16 protein-coding genes and 5 pseudogenes are annotated in these 21,354 nt (G+C 70.9%); 11 read left to right on the forward strand and 10 right to left on the reverse strand.

The features are described 5' to 3' along the window. Positions 1–17 precede the first annotated feature (17 nt). The 4 genes from ACTMS2_RS12735 to ACTMS2_RS12750 all read left to right on the forward strand — a co-directional run bounded on the left by ACTMS2_RS12735 (position 18) and on the right by ACTMS2_RS12750 (position 5,617). Positions 18–272, forward strand: coding sequence for a hypothetical protein (locus ACTMS2_RS12735; RefSeq protein ID WP_088998417.1), 255 nt, complete (start codon positions 18–20; stop codon positions 270–272). A gap of 103 nt (positions 273–375) precedes the next feature. Beyond that, positions 376–2,076, forward strand: a complete 1,701-nt coding sequence (locus ACTMS2_RS12740) for an ABC transporter ATP-binding protein (RefSeq protein ID WP_441175543.1) — start codon at positions 376–378, stop codon at positions 2,074–2,076. Beyond that, entirely contained in the window at positions 2,076–3,878 is a 1,803-nt protein-coding gene (locus ACTMS2_RS12745) for an ABC transporter ATP-binding protein (RefSeq protein ID WP_441175544.1), read from the forward strand. Before ACTMS2_RS12740 ends, ACTMS2_RS12745 begins: the two co-directional genes overlap by 1 nt. Before the next feature lie 161 nt (positions 3,879–4,039). Further along, positions 4,040–5,617 carry a Na+/H+ antiporter gene (locus ACTMS2_RS12750; protein WP_441175545.1) on the forward strand — a complete coding sequence of 526 codons (1,578 nt, stop codon included), beginning with the start codon at positions 4,040–4,042 and terminating at the stop codon, positions 5,615–5,617. A gap of 132 nt (positions 5,618–5,749) precedes the next feature. Here ACTMS2_RS12750 and ACTMS2_RS12755 read toward each other — a convergent pair. Both ACTMS2_RS12755 and ACTMS2_RS12760 read right to left on the reverse strand, forming a co-directional pair. Continuing rightward, a pseudogene (locus ACTMS2_RS12755) lies at positions 5,750–6,208 on the reverse strand (transposase); the annotation flags it as partial. Between the two features lie 91 nt (positions 6,209–6,299). After that, positions 6,300–6,919: pseudogene (locus ACTMS2_RS12760) on the reverse strand (transposase); the annotation flags it as partial. 807 nt (positions 6,920–7,726) lie between these two features. On the opposite strand from ACTMS2_RS12760, the gene ACTMS2_RS12765 reads away from it, so the two are divergent. The 5 genes and pseudogenes from ACTMS2_RS12765 to ACTMS2_RS12785 form a co-directional block, all read left to right on the forward strand. Then, positions 7,727–8,473: an ATP-binding cassette domain-containing protein gene (locus ACTMS2_RS12765; protein WP_441175546.1), complete on the forward strand. Its 747-nt coding sequence runs from the start codon at positions 7,727–7,729 to the stop codon at positions 8,471–8,473. Continuing rightward, positions 8,470–9,759, forward strand: coding sequence for a hypothetical protein (locus ACTMS2_RS12770; protein ID WP_441175547.1), 1,290 nt, complete (start codon positions 8,470–8,472; stop codon positions 9,757–9,759). The genes ACTMS2_RS12765 and ACTMS2_RS12770 overlap by 4 nt, the downstream gene beginning before the upstream one ends. A 223-nt stretch (positions 9,760–9,982) precedes the next feature. Next, positions 9,983–10,387 carry a hypothetical protein gene (locus ACTMS2_RS12775; protein WP_441175548.1) on the forward strand — a complete coding sequence of 135 codons (405 nt, stop codon included), beginning with the start codon at positions 9,983–9,985 and terminating at the stop codon, positions 10,385–10,387. A 154-nt stretch (positions 10,388–10,541) separates the two neighbouring features. Next, positions 10,542–10,898: a transposase gene (locus tag ACTMS2_RS12780; protein ID WP_441175549.1), complete on the forward strand. Its 357-nt coding sequence runs from the start codon at positions 10,542–10,544 to the stop codon at positions 10,896–10,898. A gap of 1 nt (position 10,899) precedes the next feature. Beyond that, positions 10,900–11,021: pseudogene (locus ACTMS2_RS12785) on the forward strand (IS3 family transposase); the annotation flags it as partial. A 596-nt stretch (positions 11,022–11,617) separates the two neighbouring features. On the opposite strand, the gene ACTMS2_RS12790 reads toward ACTMS2_RS12785, so the two are convergent. From ACTMS2_RS12790 to ACTMS2_RS12825, 8 genes and pseudogenes are all read right to left on the reverse strand, one after another. Further along, complete coding sequence (locus ACTMS2_RS12790; protein WP_441175550.1) at positions 11,618–12,355, reverse strand: DUF4142 domain-containing protein; 738 nt, start codon at positions 12,353–12,355, stop codon at positions 11,618–11,620. Between the two features lie 196 nt (positions 12,356–12,551). Then, positions 12,552–13,733 carry an ROK family protein gene (locus ACTMS2_RS12795; RefSeq protein WP_441175551.1) on the reverse strand — a complete coding sequence of 394 codons (1,182 nt, stop codon included), beginning with the start codon at positions 13,731–13,733 and terminating at the stop codon, positions 12,552–12,554. Between the two features lie 28 nt (positions 13,734–13,761). Then, a complete protein-coding gene (locus ACTMS2_RS12800) occupies positions 13,762–15,021 on the reverse strand; it encodes a sugar ABC transporter permease (RefSeq protein ID WP_441175552.1) in 1,260 nt (419 codons plus the stop codon). Further along, complete coding sequence (locus ACTMS2_RS12805; protein ID WP_441175553.1) at positions 15,018–15,842, reverse strand: ATP-binding cassette domain-containing protein; 825 nt, start codon at positions 15,840–15,842, stop codon at positions 15,018–15,020. Before ACTMS2_RS12805 ends, ACTMS2_RS12800 begins: the two co-directional genes overlap by 4 nt. A 105-nt stretch (positions 15,843–15,947) precedes the next feature. Further along, positions 15,948–17,045, reverse strand: coding sequence for a sugar ABC transporter substrate-binding protein (locus ACTMS2_RS12810; protein ID WP_441175554.1), 1,098 nt, complete (start codon positions 17,043–17,045; stop codon positions 15,948–15,950). 193 nt (positions 17,046–17,238) lie between these two features. Then, the gene (ybaK, locus tag ACTMS2_RS12815; protein WP_441175555.1) at positions 17,239–17,718 is read right to left on the reverse strand and encodes a Cys-tRNA(Pro) deacylase; all 480 of its coding nucleotides are present in this window, start codon (positions 17,716–17,718) and stop codon (positions 17,239–17,241) included. A gap of 85 nt (positions 17,719–17,803) precedes the next feature. Beyond that, positions 17,804–18,217: pseudogene (locus ACTMS2_RS12820) on the reverse strand (THUMP-like domain-containing protein); the annotation flags it as partial. Between the two features lie 393 nt (positions 18,218–18,610). After that, positions 18,611–18,847, reverse strand: a pseudogene (locus ACTMS2_RS12825) (methyltransferase domain-containing protein); the annotation flags it as partial. A 456-nt stretch (positions 18,848–19,303) separates the two neighbouring features. On the opposite strand from ACTMS2_RS12825, the gene groES reads away from it, so the two are divergent. Both groES and groL read left to right on the forward strand, forming a co-directional pair. Continuing rightward, positions 19,304–19,618, forward strand: a complete 315-nt coding sequence (gene groES / locus ACTMS2_RS12830) for a co-chaperone GroES (protein ID WP_088998427.1) — start codon at positions 19,304–19,306, stop codon at positions 19,616–19,618. Positions 19,619–19,688: 70 nt separating this feature from the next. Next, complete coding sequence (gene groL / locus ACTMS2_RS12835; RefSeq protein WP_441175556.1) at positions 19,689–21,335, forward strand: chaperonin GroEL; 1,647 nt, start codon at positions 19,689–19,691, stop codon at positions 21,333–21,335. Positions 21,336–21,354 lie beyond the last annotated feature (19 nt).

A 21,354-nucleotide genomic window follows, 5' to 3' on the forward strand; every position in this document is an offset into this window, starting at 1 on the left:
CCCCGAGGATGGCTGACGTGATCGTGCGGATGTGGGAGGCGCGGGCGGAGCCGTACGGCGTCACGGACCTGATCACCTGGGTCTGCGACACCGCGCTGCCGGAGTTCGAGCACGACCCGATGCACCTGTCCAGCGAGGTGTTCTCCTCCACCGACCACCGGGTGGTGGTCATCTCCAAGTGGCGCAGCAACCCGCGCCCGCTGCCGGCGCCGCCCGCGATGCTGCTCGCCCGCCCGCCGCACTCGTGGGACTTCACCCAGGTCGACCGCTGAGGCGGGGCCGGCCGGGCGACGGCGGAAGATACGTGAGCCACGGCACGCCGAGGCGGTAATTGGTTGGCGGGGTGACCGGCCCGCCACCTAGCGTCGGTGGGCCATGCGCTTCACACCGGCCGGGGACCCCGGCGTACCCGACATCCGCTCGGCGACCCGCTACCTCGTGTGGCTCGCCGGGCGGCACAAGGCGCTGCTCACCGTCGGCATCCTGCTGGGCGTCGTGTGGATGGTCGCCCAGGCGCTGGTGCCGGCGGCCGTCGGCCGGGCCGTGGACGGGCTCACCCGCCGCGACGAGGACGCCCTGCTCACCTGGGGACTGGTGCTGTTCGGGCTGGGCGTGCTCCAGGCGGTCGCGGGGATCCTGCGGCACCGCTGCGCGGTGCACAACTTCCTCGCCGGCGCGTACGGGACGGTGCAGTTGACCGTGGGCGCGGCGAACCGGCTCGGCGCCGCGCTGCCCCGTCGCGTATCCGCCGGCGAGGTGGTGAGCATCGGCACGGCCGACATCAGCCAGATCGGTTCGGCCATCGACATCACCGCCCGGGGCACCGGCGCGGTCGTGGCGATCGTGACCGTCGGGGTGATCCTGCTCGGGGCCTCCGTGCCGCTCGGGCTGGTCGTGGTGCTGGGCGTACCGCTGCTGATGGCGGTCGTGGGGCTGCTCATCCGGCCGCTGCACCGGCAGCAGCAGGCGTACCGGGACTCGGAGGGGGCGCTGACCGCGCGGGCCGGCGACATCGTCTCCGGGCTGCGGGTGCTGCGCGGCGTCGGCGGCGAACCGGTGCTCTCCAACCACTACCGGGCGCGCTCGCAGGCGCTGCGCGCCGACGGGCTGCGGGTGGCCCGCATCGAGTCGCTGCTGGAGGCGGCCCAGGTGCTGCTCCCGGGGGCGTTCCTGGTGCTGGTCACCTGGCTCGGCGCCCGGTTCGCGCTGCGCGGCGAGATCAGCGCCGGCGAACTCGTGGCGTTCTACGGCTACACCGCGTTCCTGGTCAGCCCGCTGCGGCAGCTCACCGAGGCGGTGGACAAGCTGACCCGCGGGCACGTCGCCGCCCGGCGGGTGGTGCGGCTGCTGCGGCTCACCCCGGAACTGCTCGACCCGGCACGCCCGGCCGCCCTGCCGGACGGCCCCGGTGAGCTGGTCGACGTGGCCTCCGGCGTGACGGTACGGCCGGGCCGGCTCACCGCGCTCGCGGCCACCGCGCCCGAGGACGCGGTGGCGATCGTGGACCGTCTCGGCCGGTACGTCGACTCGGACGCGACGCTGCACGGCGTACCGCTGCGGGAGGTGGCGCTGGCGACGGTGCGCGAGCGGATCCTGGTGGCCGACAACGACGCGCACCTGTTCACCGGCCCGCTCCGCGCGGAGCTGGACCCGCACGACCGGGCCGACGACGCGACCATCGCGGCGGCGCTGGCGGCGGCGAGCGCGACCGACATCGTCGAGGCGCTGCCGGCGGGGCTGGACAGCGCGGTCGCCGAGCGCGGCCGGGAGTTCTCCGGCGGCCAGCAGCAGCGGCTGCGGCTGGCCCGGGCCCTGGTCGCCGACCCGGAGACCCTGCTGCTGGTGGAGCCGACGAGCGCCGTGGACGCGCACACCGAGGCCCGGATCGCCGACCGGCTCGGCGCCGCCCGGGCGGGCCGGACCACGCTGGTCTGCACCACCAGCCCGCTCGTGCTGCACCGCGCCGACCGCGTGATCTTCGTGGAGGACGGCAAGGTGGTGGCCGAGGGGGCGCACACCGCACTGCTCGACGGCGAGCCGCGCTACCGGGCGACGGTCAGCCGGGGGGAGGACTGATGGCCACCGAGCTGCCCGTCGCCGACGCGCGCCAGGTGCGCCGCTACGCCCGTACGCTCGTCCACCGGCACCCGAGGGCGCTCGGGGCCGCGCTCGGCCTGCACGCGCTGGCCGCCGCGGCCGGGCTCGTCGCGCCGTGGCTGCTCGGCGACCTGGTCGAGGGGGTCTCGCGCGGCACGTCCGGCGTCACCGTCGACCGCATCGCCCTGCTGATCGCCGGGTTCGTGCTGGTGCAGGCGGTGCTGGTCCGCTTCGCCCACCTGGCGTCGGCCCGGCTGGGCGAGCGGGTGCTGGCCGAGCTGCGCGAGGAGTTCGTCGACCGGATCCTGGCGCTGCCGCTGGCCACCGTCGAGCGGGCCGGCACGGGCGACCTGCTCACCCGGACGTCCCGGGACGTCTCCGCGCTGTCGCGGACGGTCCGGTTCGCCGTACCGGAGACGCTGATCGCGGTGGTCACCGGCTGCTTCATCGTCGGCGCGCTGCTCCTGGTCGACCCGCTCTTCGCGCTGCCCTGCCTGCTCGCGGTGCCGCTGCTGTGGGCCGGCACCCGTTGGTACCTGCGCCGTGCCCCTGCCGGCTACCTGCGGGAGAACGCCGCCTACTCCGACATCACCGACGGCATCAGCGAGACCGTCGAGGGTTCGCGGACCACGGAGGCGCTGCGGCAGCAGGCGCGCCGCCGGGCCCGCACCGACGCGGACATCCGCCGGTCGTACGCGGCCGAGCGCTACACCCTGCGGCTGCGCACGGTGTTCTTCCCGGTCGCCGAGATCGGCTACGTGCTGCCGGTGGTGGCGACGCTGCTCATCGGCGGCTGGTTCTACCTGAAGGGCTGGGTGAGCCTCGGCGAGGTCACCGCGGCCACGCTCTACGTGCAGCAGCTGATCGACCCGGTCGACCGGCTGCTCTCCTGGCTGGACGAGTTGCAGGTGGGCGGCGCCTCGATGGCCCGCCTGCTCGGGGTGGCCGCCGCCGACGCGCCGCCCGGCGCACCGGCCCCGCCCGTCGGCGCACCGGCCCCGCCCGCCGAGGGCTCCCCGGGTCCGGCCGATCCCGCCCCACCGGGGGACCGGCGGCTCGCCGCCCGGGACGTCCGGTACGCGTACCGGGAGGGCCGGGACGTGCTGCACGGGGTGACCCTGGTGCCGGAACCGGGGGAGAAGCTGGCCATGGTGGGTCCCTCGGGCGCCGGCAAGTCCACCCTGGGCCGGCTGCTCGCCGGGGTGCACGCGCCCCGCACCGGCTCGGTCACGGTGGCCGGTCGGCGGCTCGACGAGCTGCCCCTGGCCGAGCTGCGTACGCACGTCGCCCTGGTCACCCAGGAACACCACGTCTTCATCGGTACGCTGCGCGAGAACGTGGCGATGGTGCGACCGGGCGCCGACGAGTCGGCCGTGGAGTCGGCGCTGGCCGCCGTCGACGCGCTCGACTGGGCCGCCGGGCTGCCGGACGGGCTGGACACGCTGGTCGGCGCCGGCGGGCACCCGCTGTCGCCCGCGCAGGCGCAGCAGCTCGCGCTGGCCCGGCTGGTGCTGGCCGACCCGCACACCCTGGTGCTCGACGAGGCCACCTCGCTGATCGACCCCCGTGCCGCCCGGCACCTGGAACGGTCCCTCGCGGCCGTCCTCGCGGGCCGTACGGTCGTGGCCATCGCACACCGCCTCTTCTCGGCGCACGACGCGGACCGGGTGGCGGTGGTGGAGGACGGACGGATCGCCGAGATCGGCTCGCACGACGAGCTGGTCGCGGCCGACGGCTCCTACGCGGCCCTCTGGCGCTCCTGGCACGGCACGGGCTCCTGACGCGCCGCGCCCTGTTCGAGGGCGTCGCCGCCGATGCCGGTGGGCAGGGCCTGTTTCCGGGTTCGAGGGTGCCGCGTCGCGGCGTCGTACCACGATGGTGGAGCGGCAGGCGACCGGCGCGCACCGGTCACCGTGGCGTCGGCCGGTGACGGGGGTGCGACGTGGGCGGTCTCGAGCTGATCGTGGTGCTGGGCGTCACGGTGCTGATCGGCACGACCCTCGGCGGCCGGTACAGCGTGGCGCCCCCGGTCCTGCTCATCACGATGGGCGCGCTGCTCGCGCTCCTGCCGCCGCTGTCCCACGTGGTGCTGGAGCCCGACGTGGTGCTGCTGCTGTTCCTGCCGGCGATCCTCTACAAGGAGAGCATCACCACCAGTCTGCGCGAGATCCGCACGAACCTTTTCGCGATCGCGTTGCTCGCGGTGGGGCTGGTGGTGGCGACGATGGTGGCGGTGTCGCTCGTCGCGCAGCGGTTCGGCGTGGATCCGGCCGCCGCCTGGGTGCTCGGCGCGGTGCTCGCGCCTACCGACGCCGCGGCGGTCGCCGGGCTGGCCAAGCGGATGCCGCGCCGGATCCTGACGACCCTGCACGCGGAGAGCCTGATCAACGACGGTACGGCGCTGGTGCTCTTCTCCGTCGGCGTGGGCCTCATCGTGGGCGGCACCGAGCCGGGGGTGCTCGGGCTGACCGAGCGGTTCGTCCTTGCGTCGGCCGGTGGCATCACCGCCGGCCTGCTGGTCGGCGGGGCGGTGATCCTGGTCCGGCGGCGCCTCGACGATCCGCTGCGCGAGGGCGCGCTGAGCGTACTCACGCCGTTCGTCGCCTTCCTTCTCGCCGAGTTCGTGCACGCCAGCGGCGTCCTGGCGGTGGTGGTCGCGGGCCTCATGCTGTCGTACGCCGCCCCCCGGGTCATCCGGGCCCGCTCCCGGGTGCTGGCGTACGGCTTCTGGGACCTCGCCACGTTCCTGATCAACGGTGGGCTCTTCGTGCTGCTCGGGATGCAGATTCCGCGCGCACTGCGCGGGGTCACCAGCCTGTCGGTGATGCGGGCGCTGGCCATCGCGGTCGTGGTGACCGGCGTGGTCGTCCTGACCCGGATGCTGTGGATCCACCTGGCGGCGTTCGCCTTCCTGGTCGTCGACCGCCGGGCGGCGCAGCAGGACGAGCGGGTCAACTGGCGGGTACGCACGGCGGCCGGGTGGGCGGGGTTCCGGGGCGCGGTCTCCCTCGCGGCCGCCCTGGCGGTGCCGGTGACCACCCCCACCGGCACACCTGTGCACGAGCGCGACCTGATCATCTTCGCCACCGCCGTGGTCATCCTGCTGACGATGCTGGTCCAGGGCACCACGCTGCCCGCCGTCGTCGGGTGGGCGGGCCTGGTCGGCGACACCCGGCGACTGGCCGAGCTGCGGCTGGCCCGGATGCGCGCCACCGAGGCCGCGCTGGCGGTGCTGCCCGAGGTCGCCGACCGGATCGGCGCCGGGCCGGAGGCGGTCGACCGGATCCGGGCGGACTACGAGCAGCACCTCGACGACGTCCGCTCCACCGAGGAGGGCCGCGCGACGGAGCAGGCCCGCGAGCTGGACCGGCGGCTGCGCCTCGCCGTGCTCGAACACAAGCGCCGCGAGATCACCCGGCTGCGGGACACGAACGAGATCGACGACATCGTCCTGCGGGAGTTGCAGGCCGTCCTGGACATCGAGGAGATCCGCCTGCTCGGCCCGGAGGTCAACGAGTAGCCATGGCCGCCCGTCGCGCCGGGCGTCCGGGCGTGCCAGGCGTGCGGGCCTGCCGGGTGTGCGGGTCGTGCGGGCGTGCCAGGTGTGCGGGTCGTGCGTGCGGGGCTTGACCCCTGATCCTGGACACCGGGTTTATGCGGCCGGGGCCAGCGTAGCTGGCGCTGGCCGGGTGCTCTTCTCGTAGGTGATCGGTGACTGCTGTCCGAGCCGGAAGTGGCGTCGGACGGTGTTGTAGCGGTGCAGCCACCGGAACGTGGTCAGCCGTGCTTGGCGTTCCTCGGTGAAGGCGCGGCGGCCTTGCAGGGTCTCGCGTTTGAAGGTGGCGTTGAACGACTCCGCAGCGGCGTTGTCGGCGGAGCTACCGACCGCGCTCATTGATTGCCGGACTCCGGCGGCCTGGCATTCGGCGGCGAAGGCCCGAGAGGTGCATTGGGCTCCGTGATCCGTGTGCATGATCGCCCCGTGCAGGCTGCCTCGGGTGCGCTGCACCGCGTGCAGGGCGCCGAGGACCAGGTCGGTGCGCATGTGATCGGCGATCGCCCAGCCGGCCAGGCGCCGGGAGTGCAGGTCGGTGACGGTGGCCAGGTAGAGGAAGCCGCGGTCGGGAACTTTGCTTCGATCGTGGCCACGACCCGGTCGAACTGGGCCCGGGCCCAGACGGCGTCGGCGTCGGGCTGGTGGCTGCCCCGATCGCGGCCACGAGGCCGGCGTGGGCGTCGGAGATGACGAGACGGACTCCGGTCAGGCCGCGGGCGGTCAGCGACCGTAGGAACGCCAGCCAGCCGGCGCCGTCCTCGTCCGACGCGACATCCACGCCCAGCACTTCGCGCCTGCCGTCGGCTCTCGCGGACCTTCATCGTCAACGAGTCCATCCACACGAACGTGTAGTGGGCGGCGTCGAGGGGCCGGTTCCGGAACGCTTCCACCTGCTCGACAAGCTCCTCGACCCTCCGGGTCGACACACCGAGCAGATACGACGTCGCTACCACCGACACCAGGGCCTGCTCCGCCCACCGCCGGTGCGTCAGCAGCCAGTCCGGGAAGTAGGAGCCCTGCCGCAGCTTCGGGATCGCCAAGTCGATCGTCCCGGCCCGGATGTCCCACTCCCGCAGCCGGTAACCGTTGCGGGAGTTCACCCGCTCGTCGCTGCGCTGCCCATACCCGGCACCGCAGGCCACGTCCGCCTCGGCGGACATCACCGCCTGCGCGAACGTTGATCATCGCCTGCAACATGTCCGGCGACGCGCCTTCGAGCTGCTCGCGCAGTAGGTCAACAGGGTTCACGCTCTGTGAAGCGGCCATCGTGTCCTCTCTTCCTTCTCTGACTTGGTCGTCTGGAAGGACCGACGCGATGGCCCTCTCTCATCTACGCAACACGCCCATCACGGGCAAGTCGTACACCACTCCCGTGGACGCAACCACGTAAATGATCTTTTGTTACCTAACTGTGATTATCACATTCTGTTGTCCTAGACGCTACTCATCGAATGTTGGCAGGGCTCGGTGGGGGCGCGTCGAGTAGCATCGTGACTCTCTGTAGCTGCCTTTCGGGTGCCTCTCTTGTGGGGGCATCGGCGCGCTGATCACCGTGCTAGAGTCCAAATCAATCGACGGGGGTCGTATCCGAAATTCACATTTGGATACCGCTTTCCCTCGCGTCTACGAACGGAGGGCATTTACGTGGAAAGAACGTCGCGGCCGGGCATTAAGCGTGCCACTCAAATTGCAGTGCTCGGGCTGATGGCTGGTGGTATTGCTGCTGTTGGTGCCGCGCCTGCAGTCGCTGCAGGCCAGACCGGCACGGTTAACAACTGCTACACGCAGTGGTGGAGCACCGCTTGGGCGCAGAAGTGCACCAGTGCGGGTGCGTCCGTTGCTGGCTACTACCGCTCGAGTGTCACCTGCACGGCTCAGGTCGGGTCGTCCATCCGGCCTTGGCGAAACAAGGGCAGCGTCGGCCCGGTTTCTGGTCACGACTGCACCTTCTCGGTGATCTCCGGGACCATCGGTTACGAGGGAACCTGAACCGAGCTTCGATGAAGTGAAGTGATGATGGGGAAGCGTTCTCGCGCTTCCCCATCATTCGAATTACGAGAACAGGCCTATTAGATGAGTGTAGTGCTCGCTGATGTTTCTCAAGGGTATGGCACCTCAAACGTCATCGATCAACTCAGTCTCACCCTCAGCCCTGGCGTGACCGCCCTGGTGGGGCCCAACGGGGCTGGAAAATCGACTCTCCTTCGCACGTTGGCGACCGTCATGCCACCGCGTTCCGGCACGGTCGCTATTGACGGTGTCGAGGTTAGGGACGAGAAGAGTGCCCGCGCGGTGCGTAACGGGATCGGGTATCTGCCCCAGCACTTCGGGTGCGATCCGCAGATGAACGTGTGGGATTTTGTTGCCTATGGCGCTTGGCTTCGGGGAGTGCCAGCGCGAGCGGCTGGGCAAGCGATCGAGCACGTGCTTGGCCTCGTCGATCTTGCTGATCGCAGACGTGACCGTATGGGGAGACTCTCCGGCGGGATGCGTCAGCGTGCCGGCGTTGCCTGGGCTATCGTCGGCGGACCGCGGCTGGTGCTTCTCGACGAGCCTACGGTCGGGCTGGATCCGCGCCAGCGCCTTCACTTTCGGGGCATTATCGGCGGCCTTCGCGACACGATTGTCGTGCTGAGCACGCACCTGATCGACGACGTCGCGGCAATCTGCGACCGCGTTGTCGTCGTGAATGGCGGCGCCGTGCAGTTCGAAGGTCCCGTCTCCGAGTTGGAGGTCATGGGCCGGGAGGATTTGCCTGGTCATTCCCCGCTCGAGAGAGCTTACATGCGTCTCATGCCCGCCGAGGAGCAGCGACTGTGAGGACACTCTGGTTCCATCTCCGCATCGCGCCCGTGCGGTGGTATCTACCGGTTCTCCTGTTGCTCGATCTCGGAGTCCTGCTTATTCGAGACACCTACTGGGCCGGTGTCTGGCCAGAGGCCGGCGCGGCCGCTCAGGTTCCGCCGTATTTGCTCGGTGCCTTGTCGGCCCCGGCTGCGGCGTGGGCTGCATCAGCGCCTGTGCGACATGGCATGACAGAGCAGATCGGGGCTGCCCAGGTTCACCCGGCAGTGGTGGAGGCTTGCCGGCTGGGAAGCACGGGTCTCCTATTGTCTCTACCGTACCTGGTCGGTCAGTCGGTCGCATTCGCGATGACTGCGCCCAATTGGCCGCCGGGCATCTCGCTCTGGTGGGGCTATGTCGCGCTGGGGGAATTCGTCGTGTTGCTGTCGGTTGCGCTCGGCTGGTTCGTCGGCAAATTGCTGAGCCCGGTGTTCGCGGCACTTGTTGCAGCGCTCGGATGGGTTCTTTTAGTAGTGATCGTCAACTTGGCGCCGGGAAATATCGTCCTACGCGGCCGTCCGGAAATGATGGTCAACACAGTCGGCCTAGGTGTGCGTATTCTGGCTGTCGGCACGTTGTTGGCAGCCCTTGCGTGGCTGCCCCTCAAGCCGCCCTCAAACTGGCGGATAATCCAGGCGTGGCCGTCGGTGGTTGCAGCGCTGGCAGTGGTGTTCGCGCTCTCCGCGGTAGGCACGCTGACGCCGCGGAATCCGGTCCAGAAAGCAGTCGCATGCGCCAGTGAAGGCCCGCGGATCTGCGTCTGGCCCGAACAGAGGAAATATCTGCCTGAGCTACGCGAAGTGAGTGAGCGCGTGCGCGCCCTGCCCGCCGCTTTCCAGTGGCCGGTTGAGTTGAATGCGGTGGGACTCAAGCAACAGCGGCAGCTTGGGAGCAACGGAGAGGTTCGGGTCGTGGACGATCTTGAGGCCCCGACTTTTGAGATTATCCAGGGAAGTATCTGGTCCTACTCCGGGTCGATCGCATCGGCGATTCAGGTCCGAACGTTTCAGTTCGCTGATGCGGACGCTTGCGCTTGGAACCGGCTGACGCCGAGTGACGAGCGGCGCCTACTCGTACTGGATGCCTGGCTCGAGGGATATTTGGCGGGAAGTAGTCGCCCTGACTACCGTACGGATGCGCCGGCTGAGATTCAGCAGGCGTGGGAGGAGGGCTGGTCCATTGCGAGTGAAAAGGGTAAGTCCGATCAGTTTTCTTGGGCTGAGCGAGAGGTAGTTGATCTTCGTGGTCGCTACTGTAAGTGACGAGGATGGGGAGAGGCTGACCAGTGTCCTGCGCCGCGTCGCCGTTCGACGAGGGCAACCGGCGGTTCTGGGAGCAGCGATCGCAGGGTTCCTTGCGGTCTTCTGGGGCGGCACCAACGCATCGGCGCCGGGAGCGGTCACAGACGCTCAAGCCGGGCGGCCCCTGTGGCATCTCCTCGTCCTGGCTGTGGCAGTTATACCTGTGCTCGGACAGCACAGCACCATGGCCAGCCTCGAACACGTCGTCACCGCGAGGTTGCGGCGATTCCAGGACGGCTTTCTCCTGGGCTTGAGTGTCACCTGCCTGGTGGTTTTTCTGGGGCTGGCAGCGGCAGAATTGCCGCTGGTGTCCCTCGCGACTGCTGTCCGGGCATGGCTGGGGTGGTTCGGGCTGGCTTTGTTGTCGGCGCGGATGTTCGGCTGGCGCCTAGCCTGGACCGGCCCAGCGGTCGCGGTGGTAGCGGCCCTTTACTGGGGTTATGCGGGGTCTGGTCGCTATGAGTGGTGGGACTTCAGCGCGCATCGGTTCGATGACCCGTCCAGCCTGGCGTTGTGTCTTGTTCTGCTCGGGGTTGGTTGCACGTCGTATTGGCTCACGCCTTGGCGTCGGTTGAGGTTCCCCCGGTAGCTCGGAGGCTTTCGATCATGCTCTGATGGAGCTGAAGGGAGTCACCGTGGCAGCACGGAAGAAGTACCCCGATGAGCTGCGTGAACGTGCGGTGCGCTTGTATCGGGAGTCGGACCCGAAGCCCGTGACCCGCCAGTTGGCGCGGTAGCTTGGTGTGCATCACGAAGCGTTGCGCAACTGGATCCGCCAAGATGAGGCCGACCGGGGCCAGCGTGACGACCGGCCGACGATCTCCGAGCTGGAGGAGCTGCGCCGGCTGCGGCGGGAGAACACCGCGTTGAAGCGGGCCAACGAGATCCTGAAGGCCGCCTCGGCTTTTTCGCCTCGGAACTCGACCCGACCCGGCGACGGTCGTGACGCTCGTCAACGAGCTACGCGACCGCTTCGGGGTCGAGCCCGTCCTCCGGGTCCTCAACGTCGCCGCCTCCACCTACTACGGCTGGCACGCCCAGGCAGCCAACCCCTCCCTTCGACGGCGCGAGGACGCGGACCTTGCGGTGGAGGTCGCTGAGATCCACGACGTCTCCGGCCGCACCTACGGCAGCCCGCGGGTGCACGCCATGCTGCGCCGCCAAGGCCGCCACGTCGGCCGCAAGCGGTCGAGCGGTTGATGCGCCACGCCGGCCTGCAAGGCGCATTCCTGCGCAAGAAGTGGCCCGGCCCCTGCAGGCGGGCGTGCCGGGTGTGCGGGCCTGCGGGCCGCACCGACGTGCCGGCACGCGGTCGACCGCTGAGTAGATCTGTCGCTGATAACTCATCGTGACGATGAGCGCGAGGGGCCGCAGTTATCACGCACGATAGTCGTATTTGCTTGGCTTCCAAGCGCGAGCGGACTCGTTTTCGGCACTGAGCCTGCTCACCAGCGGTTTCTTCTCGCGAACACCGAGCCGGCCGATCGTCCTCACGCACCCTTTGCTCTGCAGCCGCCGACGCACCAGCTACGGAGGGTGGCTGGTGCGTCGGCGGCTGCAGAGCAAAGGGGCCGAGGCGGGTGCCCGGTGGCGATGGTGTGACACCCCTAGCGATTACCGAAAGTAACGTCGTCGGCTGGTCCGCTAACAGCAGGACATTCAAAGCAGGGCCGCGAACAGCCAGGCAGCCACACCGCCAGGCAGCCAGGCCGCCGAGCCGCTACACCGCTACACCGCTACACCGCTGAACCGCCAGGGCGGCAGGATCCCCTGCGGTTCGACGGCCTCCCGGCCGTGGCCGCCGGGAGGACCGCCGTGGTCAGGTGCGGCGCAGGATGCGGTACGTGGCGATGCCGCCCGTGCCGAGGGCGGCGAGGAAGACCAGCCAGACCACCGTGCTGCTGACCCCGATCGGCGGGCCGGAGTTGGCGGAGGCGGCGGCGAGCAGGCCGTCTTCACCGGGGGCCGGCAGGGCGGCCGGCGGCAGTTCCGGCCAGCGCACCAGTCCGGTGCTCTCCAGCATCTGCATGTGGTGCAGGACGAAGCGGTTGGCGTCGTCGGCGAGCTGGCGGATCACCGGGTCGCGGGTGCTGGCGCGGACCGCTCCGATGACGGGGAAGATCTTGCCGTGGGCGACCCGGAGCCGGGTGACGAAGAGCTGGTCGAAGCGGGCTCCGGAGGCGTTCTGCATCTCCGTCAGCCAGCCCTTCTGCTCGGCGGTCGGGTCGTTCGGGATGCTCGCCCCGAGCTTGTTGGCCGCCTCGACCGTCAGCCGGTCCAGTTCCTCGTGCTCGGTGGCGATGCCGGCGCCGATCTCGCGTACCTTCGGGCTCTGCCCCTTCTCGGCGGCCATCTGCCCGGCCGGCATCTCCCAGAGCCCCGCCAGGCGCACCCCGTTGAGCAGGGCGGCGTCGGCCGCGTTGAGCTGCTGACCGCCCGGCGCGGCGACGGCCACGCCGGGTAGCGGGCCGAGTCCGGCGGCGACGGCGACGAGCAGCACCGCCAGGCGAAGACTCCGAGGTCCGCGCGGGCGACGGGCGGATCTGAGCGGTGCCATGTCCGTGGTGCCTCCTCGTCCGGTCCGAAACGGGTCCGGGCCGGCGCCGCTGCGCCCTCGCCCGTCCGCGCACTGGTACGGACGGGCCGTCCGATCGGTTCACCGGACCGGCCCCGCCGCGCTCCGGGACCGGGGGCGGGACGGTGCCTCAGGGCCGAGGGCGGGACGGCGCTTCCGGGCCGGGGGGCGGGACCGGTCAGCCGGCGTCGAGGGGGTCGGCGAGCAGGCGTTCGAAGGCCAGCTCGGCGGCGCCGATCAGCGCCGCGTCGTCGCCGAGTATCGGGGTACGCAGTCGGACGTGCTCCAGGCAGGCGGGCAGGGCGACCGAGTTGAGCCGGCTGCGCACCTGGGCCGCCGACGCGAGGTAGAGGTCCCGCATGCCGCCGCCGAAGATGACCATCTCCGGGTTGAAGATGTTCACCAGGTTCGCCACCCCGAAGCCGAGCCAGTCGCCGGCCTGGCGTACCGCCGTCTGGGCCCGCAGGTCGCCCCGGTCGGCGGCGTCGAAGACGGCCAGCAGCGCGTCGCGGCCCCGCGCGTCGGAGCGGCCGGCCGCACGCAGCAGCGCGTACTCCCCGATCTCGGTCTCCCAGCAGCCCCGGGAGCCGCACTCGCAGGGTGCGCCGTCCCGGACGACCACCATGTGGCCGACCTCGCCGCCATAGCCGCCGTGCCCGGTCAGCCGGCGCCCGCCGGCGATGATGCCGGCGCCGACGCCCACGTCCCCGTACAGGTAGATGACGTTGTCGCAGCCGGCGGCCGCGCCCCGGGCGTGCTCGGCGAAGGCCGCCACGTCGGCCACGTTGCCCACGGTGACGGGTACGTCGCAGCCCAGCTCGGCGCCGAGCGCCGCGCCGATCGGCTCGTCCACCCACCCGGTGGTCGGGCCCAGCCGGACCAGCCCGTCGTCGCGCCGGACCATGCCGCAGACGGTGACGCCCGCGCCGACGCAGACGGCGTCCGCCGGCGCGCTCTGCTGCATCTCCTTGACCGCCCCGGCCAGCAGCGGGGCGGCCTCCGCGGCGGTCAGACCGCGGGGGCGGTCCAGCTCCCGGCGGTCGAGCACCGCGCCGCCCAGACCGATCCGCGCGGCCCGCAGCCGGTCCACCTCGATGCTGTACGCGTACGCGTGCACCCGGTCCGACTCGGGCCGGACGACCAGCGACGGTCGTCCGGCCCGGCCGGTCTCCTTCGGCGTCCCCTCGCTGACCAGCCCGGCGCCGGCCAGGTCGGCGGTCAGCGCTCCGATGGTGCTGCGGTTGAGCCCGAGCGCGGTGGTGAGCTCGGCGCGGGTGGTGGCCCCGTGCACGTGCACGTAGCGCAGCAACGCGCCCAGGTTCTGCCGACGGATCTCGTCCTGGCTCGGTCCTGCGCGCATCGCCGTCGTCACTTCCGGTGCCGCGCGGTCAACGGTTGCCGGTGGCGGTGGAGCGCCGGCGGGAGAACGCGTCCACGCTCGCGGCGAGCAGCAGCACCACGCCGGTGACCACGTACTTCACCCCCGAGCTGTATCCCATCAGGCCCATCCCGTTGTCGATGACCGCGACGACCGCGCCACCGAGGACGGCGTCGAGCACCCGGCCCTTGCCGCCGAAGAGGCTGGTGCCTCCGATGACCGCCGCGCCGACCGCGTAGAGCAGTACGTTACTGCCACCCGTGTTCGGGTCCACCGAGTTGGCCCGGCTGGCGGCGACGATGCCGCCGACGGCCGCCATCGAGGAGCAGATCACGAAGACCGAGATGCGGATGCGGTCCACGTTGATGCCCGCCCGGCGCGCCGCCTCCTTGTTGCCGCCCACGGCATAGACGTGCCGGCCGTAGCTGGTGCGCTGGAGCACGAAGGTCCAGAAGATCAGCAGCAGGGCGATGATCGGCACCACGATCGGCACGCCCTTGAGGGAGCTGATCACGACGTTGCGGCTGCGCTCCAGGTTGAGGATGAAGACCGCCGCGCCGAGGACGAGCGCCAGCCCGCCGATCCGGGCGAACACCACCGCGATCGGGTCGGTCGTCAGGCCCCGGGCGGCCCGCTTACGGTGCCGGAGCAACTGCACGGCCGCGTAGCCGGCGACCGCCACGGCGGCCAGCAGCCAGCCCAGGACGGGCGGGAGGTTGCGGTTGGCGATGGCCACCAGCACCTCGTCGCGGACCGAGATGTTGGTGCCCTCCTCCATGAGCATCAGCACGATGCCCTGGAAGGCGAGGAACCCGGCGAGGGTCACCACGAAGGACGGGATGCCGATCTTCGCCACCAGGAAGCCGAGGGTGGTGCCGATCGCCACGCCGGTGACGAGGGCGGCGAGCACGGCCACGTACCACGGGTAGCCGAGCACGGTGACGACGTTGGCGAGGATGGCGGCGCAGACCCCGCTGGCGAAGCCGGCGGAGAGGTCGATCTCGCCGAGCAGCAGGACGAAGACCAGCCCCATCGCGATCAGCGTGACAGCGGCGCCCTGGGTGAACAGGTTGGCGAAGTTGCCGGCGGTGAGGAAGGACGGCCGCATGATCGAGAAGACCGTGCAGAGCACGACCAGACCGAGTACGGCGGGCAGCGCACCGATGTCGCCGCCGCGTACCCGGCTGACGTAGTTGCGGACGTGGCTGCCGAGGGTGGGTGGCGGTGTGGCGGCCGCCGGGCCGTCCTTGTGCACGACGGTGGTGGTCATCGGACGCCTCCTGGGTTGCTGTCGGCCGGCTCCGCGCCGTGCCCGTTGCCGCCGTTGGCCGGCTCGGCGGCGAGCCCGTGCCCGCCGGAGCGGCCGGCGGTGATCAGCTCGACCACCTGCGAGTGGGTGATGTCGGTGGTCTTCACCTGGGCGACCATCTGGCCGAGGTAGAGCGCGGCGATCCGGTCGGAGACGGCGAAGACGTCGTTCATGTTGTGCGAGATGAGCACCACGGCCAGGCCGTTGTCGGCGAGCCGGCGGACCAGTTCGAGCACCTGGGCGGTCTGCGCGACGCCGAGCGCGGCGGTCGGCTCGTCGAGGATGACGAGCCTGCTGTTCCAGAGCACGGCCTTGGCGATCGCGACGGTCTGGCGCTGGCCGCCGGAGAGGCTGGAGACGTGCTGCCGCAGCGACTTCACGGTCCGTACGCTCAGCCCGGCGAGGGTGTCGGCGGCCATCTGCTCCATGGTCGGCTCGTCGAGCACGATGCCGCTGCGCTTCTCCCGGCCGAGGAACATGTTCTGCACGATGTCGAGGTTGTCGCAGAGCGCGAGGTCCTGGTAGACGACCTCGATGCCGAGCGCGGCGGCGTCGCGGGGGCTGTGGATGGTCACGGGCCGGCCGTCGAAGTGGAACTCGCCGGCGTCGGTGGGGTAGATGCCGCTGATGCACTTGACGAGGGTCGACTTGCCGGCGCCGTTGTCGCCGACCAACGCGGTGACCTCGCCCGGGTGGGCGGAGAAGGCGACGTCGCGCAGGACCTGGACGGGACCGAAGCTCTTGTCGATCCCGCGTAGTTCCAGCAGGGGGGTTGCGGACACGGGGGCTCCTTCAGGTGGAGGGGAGGTCTCGGATCCCGTCCGGCGCGAACCGCCGCCCGGCACAGGGTCCGTGCCGGGCGGCGTGCGCGTGGAATCGGGTACGGGTCAGCTGATGCCGGCGTCGGCGCAGAGCTTGGCGTACGCCCCGGCGCAGACCTCGTCCTTGGTGACGAAGCCGTCGGCGATGACGTCCTTGACGTTCTCCTTGAAGATCAGCTTCGGGGTCAGCAGGACCGCCGGGACGTCCCGGCCGCCCTCCGGGTCCTTGACCGTCTGGCCGGTCTCCTTCTTCTCACCCTTGGCCACCGCGATGGCCAGGTCCGAGGCGGCCTTCGCCTCCTCCTTGATCGCCTTGTAGACGGTCATGCACTGGTCGCCGGCGAGGATGTTCTGCAGCCCCTGCGGGGTGGCGTCCTGGCCGGTCACCGGGACCTTGCCGTTGAGCTTGTTCTTCTTCAGCACCGAGATGGCCGCGTTGCCGAGGCCGTCGTTGGCGGCGAGCACGCCGTCGATCTTGCCCCGCTGCTGGGTGAGCATCTGCTCGAAGATCGTGGCCGCCTGGGTGTTGTCCCACTCCGGAACGTTCTGGTCCGGGCCCTTGGTGTATTCCTTCGAGTCGAACTTCGGCTTGAGCACCGAGTCGTACCCGTTCTTGAACAGGGTGGCGTTGTTGTCGGTCGGCGAGCCGTTGAGGTATGCCACCACCGGGTTCTTGACGCCCTTGTCGGTGAGGCACTTGCTCAGGCCCTCGCCCTGGAGCTTGCCGACGGCCTCGTTGTCGAAGCTGACGTAGTAGGTGGCCGAGCCGCCCAGCGTGAGCCGGTCGTAGTCGATCGTGGCCACACCCTGGGACTTGGCCTTGTCGAGCACGGCCTTGCCGGTGCCGGAGTCCAGGTTGACGATCATCAGGGCGGTCACGCCGTTGGTGATCATCTGGTCGGCGATGGTCTGGAACGCCGTCTTGTCGCCCTGGGCGTTCTGGATGTCGTAGTCGACGCCGGCGGCCTTGAACGCCTCCTCCAGGAACTTGCGGTCCGCGCCCTCCCAGCGGGCGGAGGACTTGCTGTCCGGCAGGATCACGCCGATCTTCGGCTTCTTCTCGGTGGAGCCGCCGGCCTCGGAACCGGAGTCGTCGCCGCAGGCGGTCAGGCCGCCGGTGGCCAGCAGGCCCACAGCGGCGAAGGTGAGGAAGCCCTTGCGCATCAGCAGGGTCCTTTCGGGGGTGGGGGATGATGTTGTTTTGTTGTGTCCGGCAACGTATTCCGCTTCGCGCCGTGGGCACAAGACCACCGAGGTCGCGAGTTTGTTGTCGGCGGTAACAATTCAGCAACGTCCCTGACACCCGGCCGACGTCCACCGGGGAGCGCTCTCCCGGCGCGCGCCGGAGCGGCGCAGCTCAGTGGGCGGCCAGCGGGGCCGTGACCGCCCCGGTGAGCGCCACCAGATCCTGCGGGGCGAGCTGGAGCTGGAGCCCGCGCCGGCCCGCCGAGACGTAGACGGTGGGATGGTCGAGCGCCGACGAGTCGAGCACGGTCGGCAGCCGCCGCCGCTGCCCGAGTGGGCTGATCCCGCCGCGTACGTAGCCGGTTGCCCGTTCGGCCACCGCCCGGTCGGCCATCGCGGCCCGCTTGCCGCCGACCGCCGCCGCGAGCGCCTTGAGGTCCAGCTCGCCGGTGACCGGCACGACCGCCACCGTCAGCGCGCCGTCGACCTCGGCGACCAGCGACTTGAACACCCGCTCCGGCGGCACCCCCAGCGCCGCCGCGACCAGCGCGCCGTAGTTCGGCGCATCGGGGGAGACGTCGTACGGATGGGTGGTGTGGGCGATCTTCCGCTTCGTCAGCAGCGCGGTCGCCGGAGTGCCCTGTCCCGCCATGACGGTCAAGCTAACCCGACCCCGCGCGACCCGCGAGCCGAAAGCGCCGGGCGGTCGACGACACCGGCACCCACCCTCTCGCGCGCTACCCGACCGGTCGGCAGAGCAGCACCGTCGGCGCCCCGGCGACCCGGGTCAGCACCAGGCTGGCCGGCTCGTCCCCGGCCAGCCGCAGGTCCCGCCGGAGCTTCTCCGGCTCCAGCGCCGACCCGCGCTTGAGGATCTCCACCCGCCCGACCCGACGCTCCCGCAGCAGCGACCGCAGCCGCTTGAGCGAGAACGGCAGCACGTCGGTGACCTCCAGGCAGCGGGCGAACGGCGTCGGCGTCGGGGCGTCCGCGTAGAGGTAGGCGATGCTCGGGTCGGCCAGCGTCGCGCCCAGGACGTCCGCCAGCTCCGCGACCAGATGCGCGCGGACGACCGCCGGGTCCGGGTCGTACAGGAAGCGGCGCGGCGGACCGACGGCGGCCTCGGCGACGCCGGAGCCGGTCAGCTGGTGGCAGCCGCCGGGGCCGGCCGGTCGGGCGGAGGCCTCCGCCGCCGCGCCGGGGGCGTCGGCCGGAAGCCCTGCCCTGCCGCGTAGCACGGTGGCCCGGCGGGGGACCCGCGCCAGCTCGCCGCACCACAGGGCCGCCTCGACCAGGTCGCCGTCGACGCTCACCCACTCGGCCTCCGCGCCCGCCGGGACCAGCGCGTGGTCGATGCCGGGGGCCACCTTCACGACCGTGTGCGGCACCCGCTGGGCCAGCCCGACCACGAAGTCCCAGGGCGGGGAGTAGGCGTTGGGGTCGAAGATCCGTCGCCCGGTGCCCGCCCTGCGCCGCGCCGGGTCGCAGAACACCCCGTCGACCCGGTCCACGTCGAACGCCGTGGCGTCGCCGCACTCCACGGTGAACAGCTCGGCCAGCCCGGCCGCCTCGGCGTTCGCGGCGGCCATCGCGGCGGTCACCGGGTCGGCCTCCACGCCGTACACCCGGATGCCGGCGCGGGCGGCGGCGAGCGCGTCCGCGCCGAGGCCGCAGCCGAGGTCGGCGAGGGTGCGCACCCCGGCGACCCGCAACCGGTCGGCCCGCCGCGCCGCGACGACCCCCCGGGTGGCCTGCTCCAGCCCGGCCCGGGTGAGGAACATGCCCGTAGCGGCCGGCCCGAACTTACCGACCGCCCGGCGCCGCAGCTCGGCCTGGGTGAGCGCGGCCGACGCCAGCCCGGCCGGCAGCCCGGCCGAGCGGAGCGCGGCCGCCGCGGTCAGCGGGTCGCCGCCGGCCACCCGCGCGGCGGCGTCGAGCGCGGCCGACCCCTCGGGCGTACGCAGGGCGGCGAGCTGGTCGAGATCCACCCGGTCATTGTGGTCGTCGGACCCGACGCGCCGGGCGGCGGGTTGGCACTCTCCTTGACGGAGTGCTAGCCGAGGAATAACCTGCGATTAGCACTCTCGCCCTGAGGGTGCCAGCTTCCGGGCCTCGTGGCCCGGACGCTGAACGCCAGGCGGACCGGCACCCGCGACGACGGCCCCGCCCGGTGGCATGTGGCAGATTGACGCCGGTCGGCTCGCCGACCGGTAACGAAACCAGTACCCCAGGAGGGTATGCCCGTGACTACCGCGACCAAGGTTGCGATCAAGCCGCTCGAGGACCGCATCGTGGTCCAGGCGAACGAGGCCGAGACCACCACCGCCTCCGGCATCGTGATCCCCGACACCGCCAAGGAGAAGCCGCAGGAGGGCACCGTCCTCGCTGTCGGCCCGGGCCGGATCGACGACAAGGGCAACCGCGTGCCGGTCGACGTGAAGGTCGGCGACACCGTCCTCTACTCGAAGTACGGCGGCACCGAGGTCAAGTACGCCGGCGAGGAGTACCTGGTGCTCTCCGCCCGCGACGTCCTCGCGGTCATCGAGAAGTAAGCAACCGATCAGTGTCGTCGCCCCGGTCCGGCTCGCCGGGCCGGGGCGACGTCGCTTCGAAGGGACATTCATGGCGAAGATCCTGAGCTTCTCGGACGACGCCCGGCACCTGCTCGAGCACGGTGTCAACGCCCTCGCGGACGCGGTCAAGGTCACCCTCGGCCCGCGCGGGCGCAACGTCGTCCTGGACAAGAAGTTCGGTGTGCCCACGATCACCAACGACGGCGTGACCATCGCCAAGGAGATCGAGCTCACCAACCCCTACGAGAACCTCGGTGCGCAGCTGGTCAAGGAGGTGGCGACCAAGACCAACGACGTCGCCGGCGACGGGACCACCACCGCCACCGTGCTGGCCCAGGCGATGGTCCGCGAGGGCCTGCGCAACGTCACGGCCGGCGCCAACCCGGCCGGCCTCAAGCGGGGCATCGACGCGGCGGCCGCCAAGGTCTCCGAGGCGCTGCTCGGCCGCGCGGTCGACGTCGCCGACAAGAAGTCGATCGCGCACGTCGCGACGATCTCCGCGCAGGACGCCACGATCGGCGAGCTGATCGCCGAGGCGATGGAGAAGGTCGGCCGCGACGGTGTCATCACCGTCGAGGAGGGCTCCGCCCTGCACACAGAGCTGGACGTGACCGAGGGTCTCCAGTTCGACAAGGGCTTCATCTCGCCGAACTTCGTCACCGACATGGAGTCGCAGGAGTCGGTCCTGGAGGACCCGTACATCCTGATCACGACCCAGAAGATCTCGGCGATCGAGGAGCTGCTGCCGCTGCTGGAGAAGGTCCTCCAGAACAGCAAGCCCCTGCTGATCATCGCCGAGGACGTCGACGGCCAGGCGCTGTCGACGCTGGTGGTCAACTCGATCCGCAAGACCCTCAAGGTCTGCGCGGTCAAGGCCCCCGGCTTCGGTGACCGGCGCAAGGCGATGCTCCAGGACATGGCGATCCTCACCGGCGCCGAGCTGGTCGCGCCCGAGCTGGGCTACAAGCTCGACCAGGTGGGCCTGGAGGTGCTCGGCACCGCCCGGCGCGTCGTGGTCGACAAGGAGAACACGACGGTCGTCGACGGTGGCGGCAAGTCCAGCGAGGTCGCCGACCGGGTCGCGCAGATCCGCAAGGAGATCGAGGCCTCGGACTCCGACTGGGACCGCGAGAAGCTCGCCGAGCGGCTGGCCAAGCTCTCCGGCGGCATCGCGGTCATCAAGGTCGGCGCCGCGACCGAGGTCGAGATGAAGGAGCGCAAGCACCGCATCGAGGACGCGATCGCCGCCACCAAGGCCGCGGTCGAGGAGGGCACCGTCCCGGGCGGCGGCGCCGCCCTGGTGCAGATCCTGCCGGCGCTCGACGACGACCTCGGCTTCACCGGTGACGAGAAGGTCGGCGTCTCGATCGTGCGCAAGGCGCTGGTCGAGCCGCTGCGCTGGATCGCCCAGAACGCCGGCCACGACGGCTACGTCGTCGTGAACAAGGTCGCCGGCAAGGAGTGGGGCCACGGCCTCGACGCCGCCACCGGCGAGTACGTCGACCTGGCGAAGGCCGGCATCCTCGACCCGGTGAAGGTGACCCGCAACGCGGTCACCAACGCCGCGTCGATCGCCGGCCTGCTGCTCACCACGGAGAGCCTCGTGGTGGAGAAGCCGGAGAAGGCCGAGCCGGCCGCCGCCGGTGGGCACGGCCACGGCCACGGTCACGGCCACCAGCACGGCCCGGGCTTCTGACCCTCGCCGTACGCCTCGT

The sequence above is a fragment of the Micromonospora sp. SD12 genome, from assembly GCF_052068495.1.
GTDB classification, from domain to species: Bacteria; Actinomycetota; Actinomycetes; order Mycobacteriales; family Micromonosporaceae; genus Micromonospora; species Micromonospora echinofusca.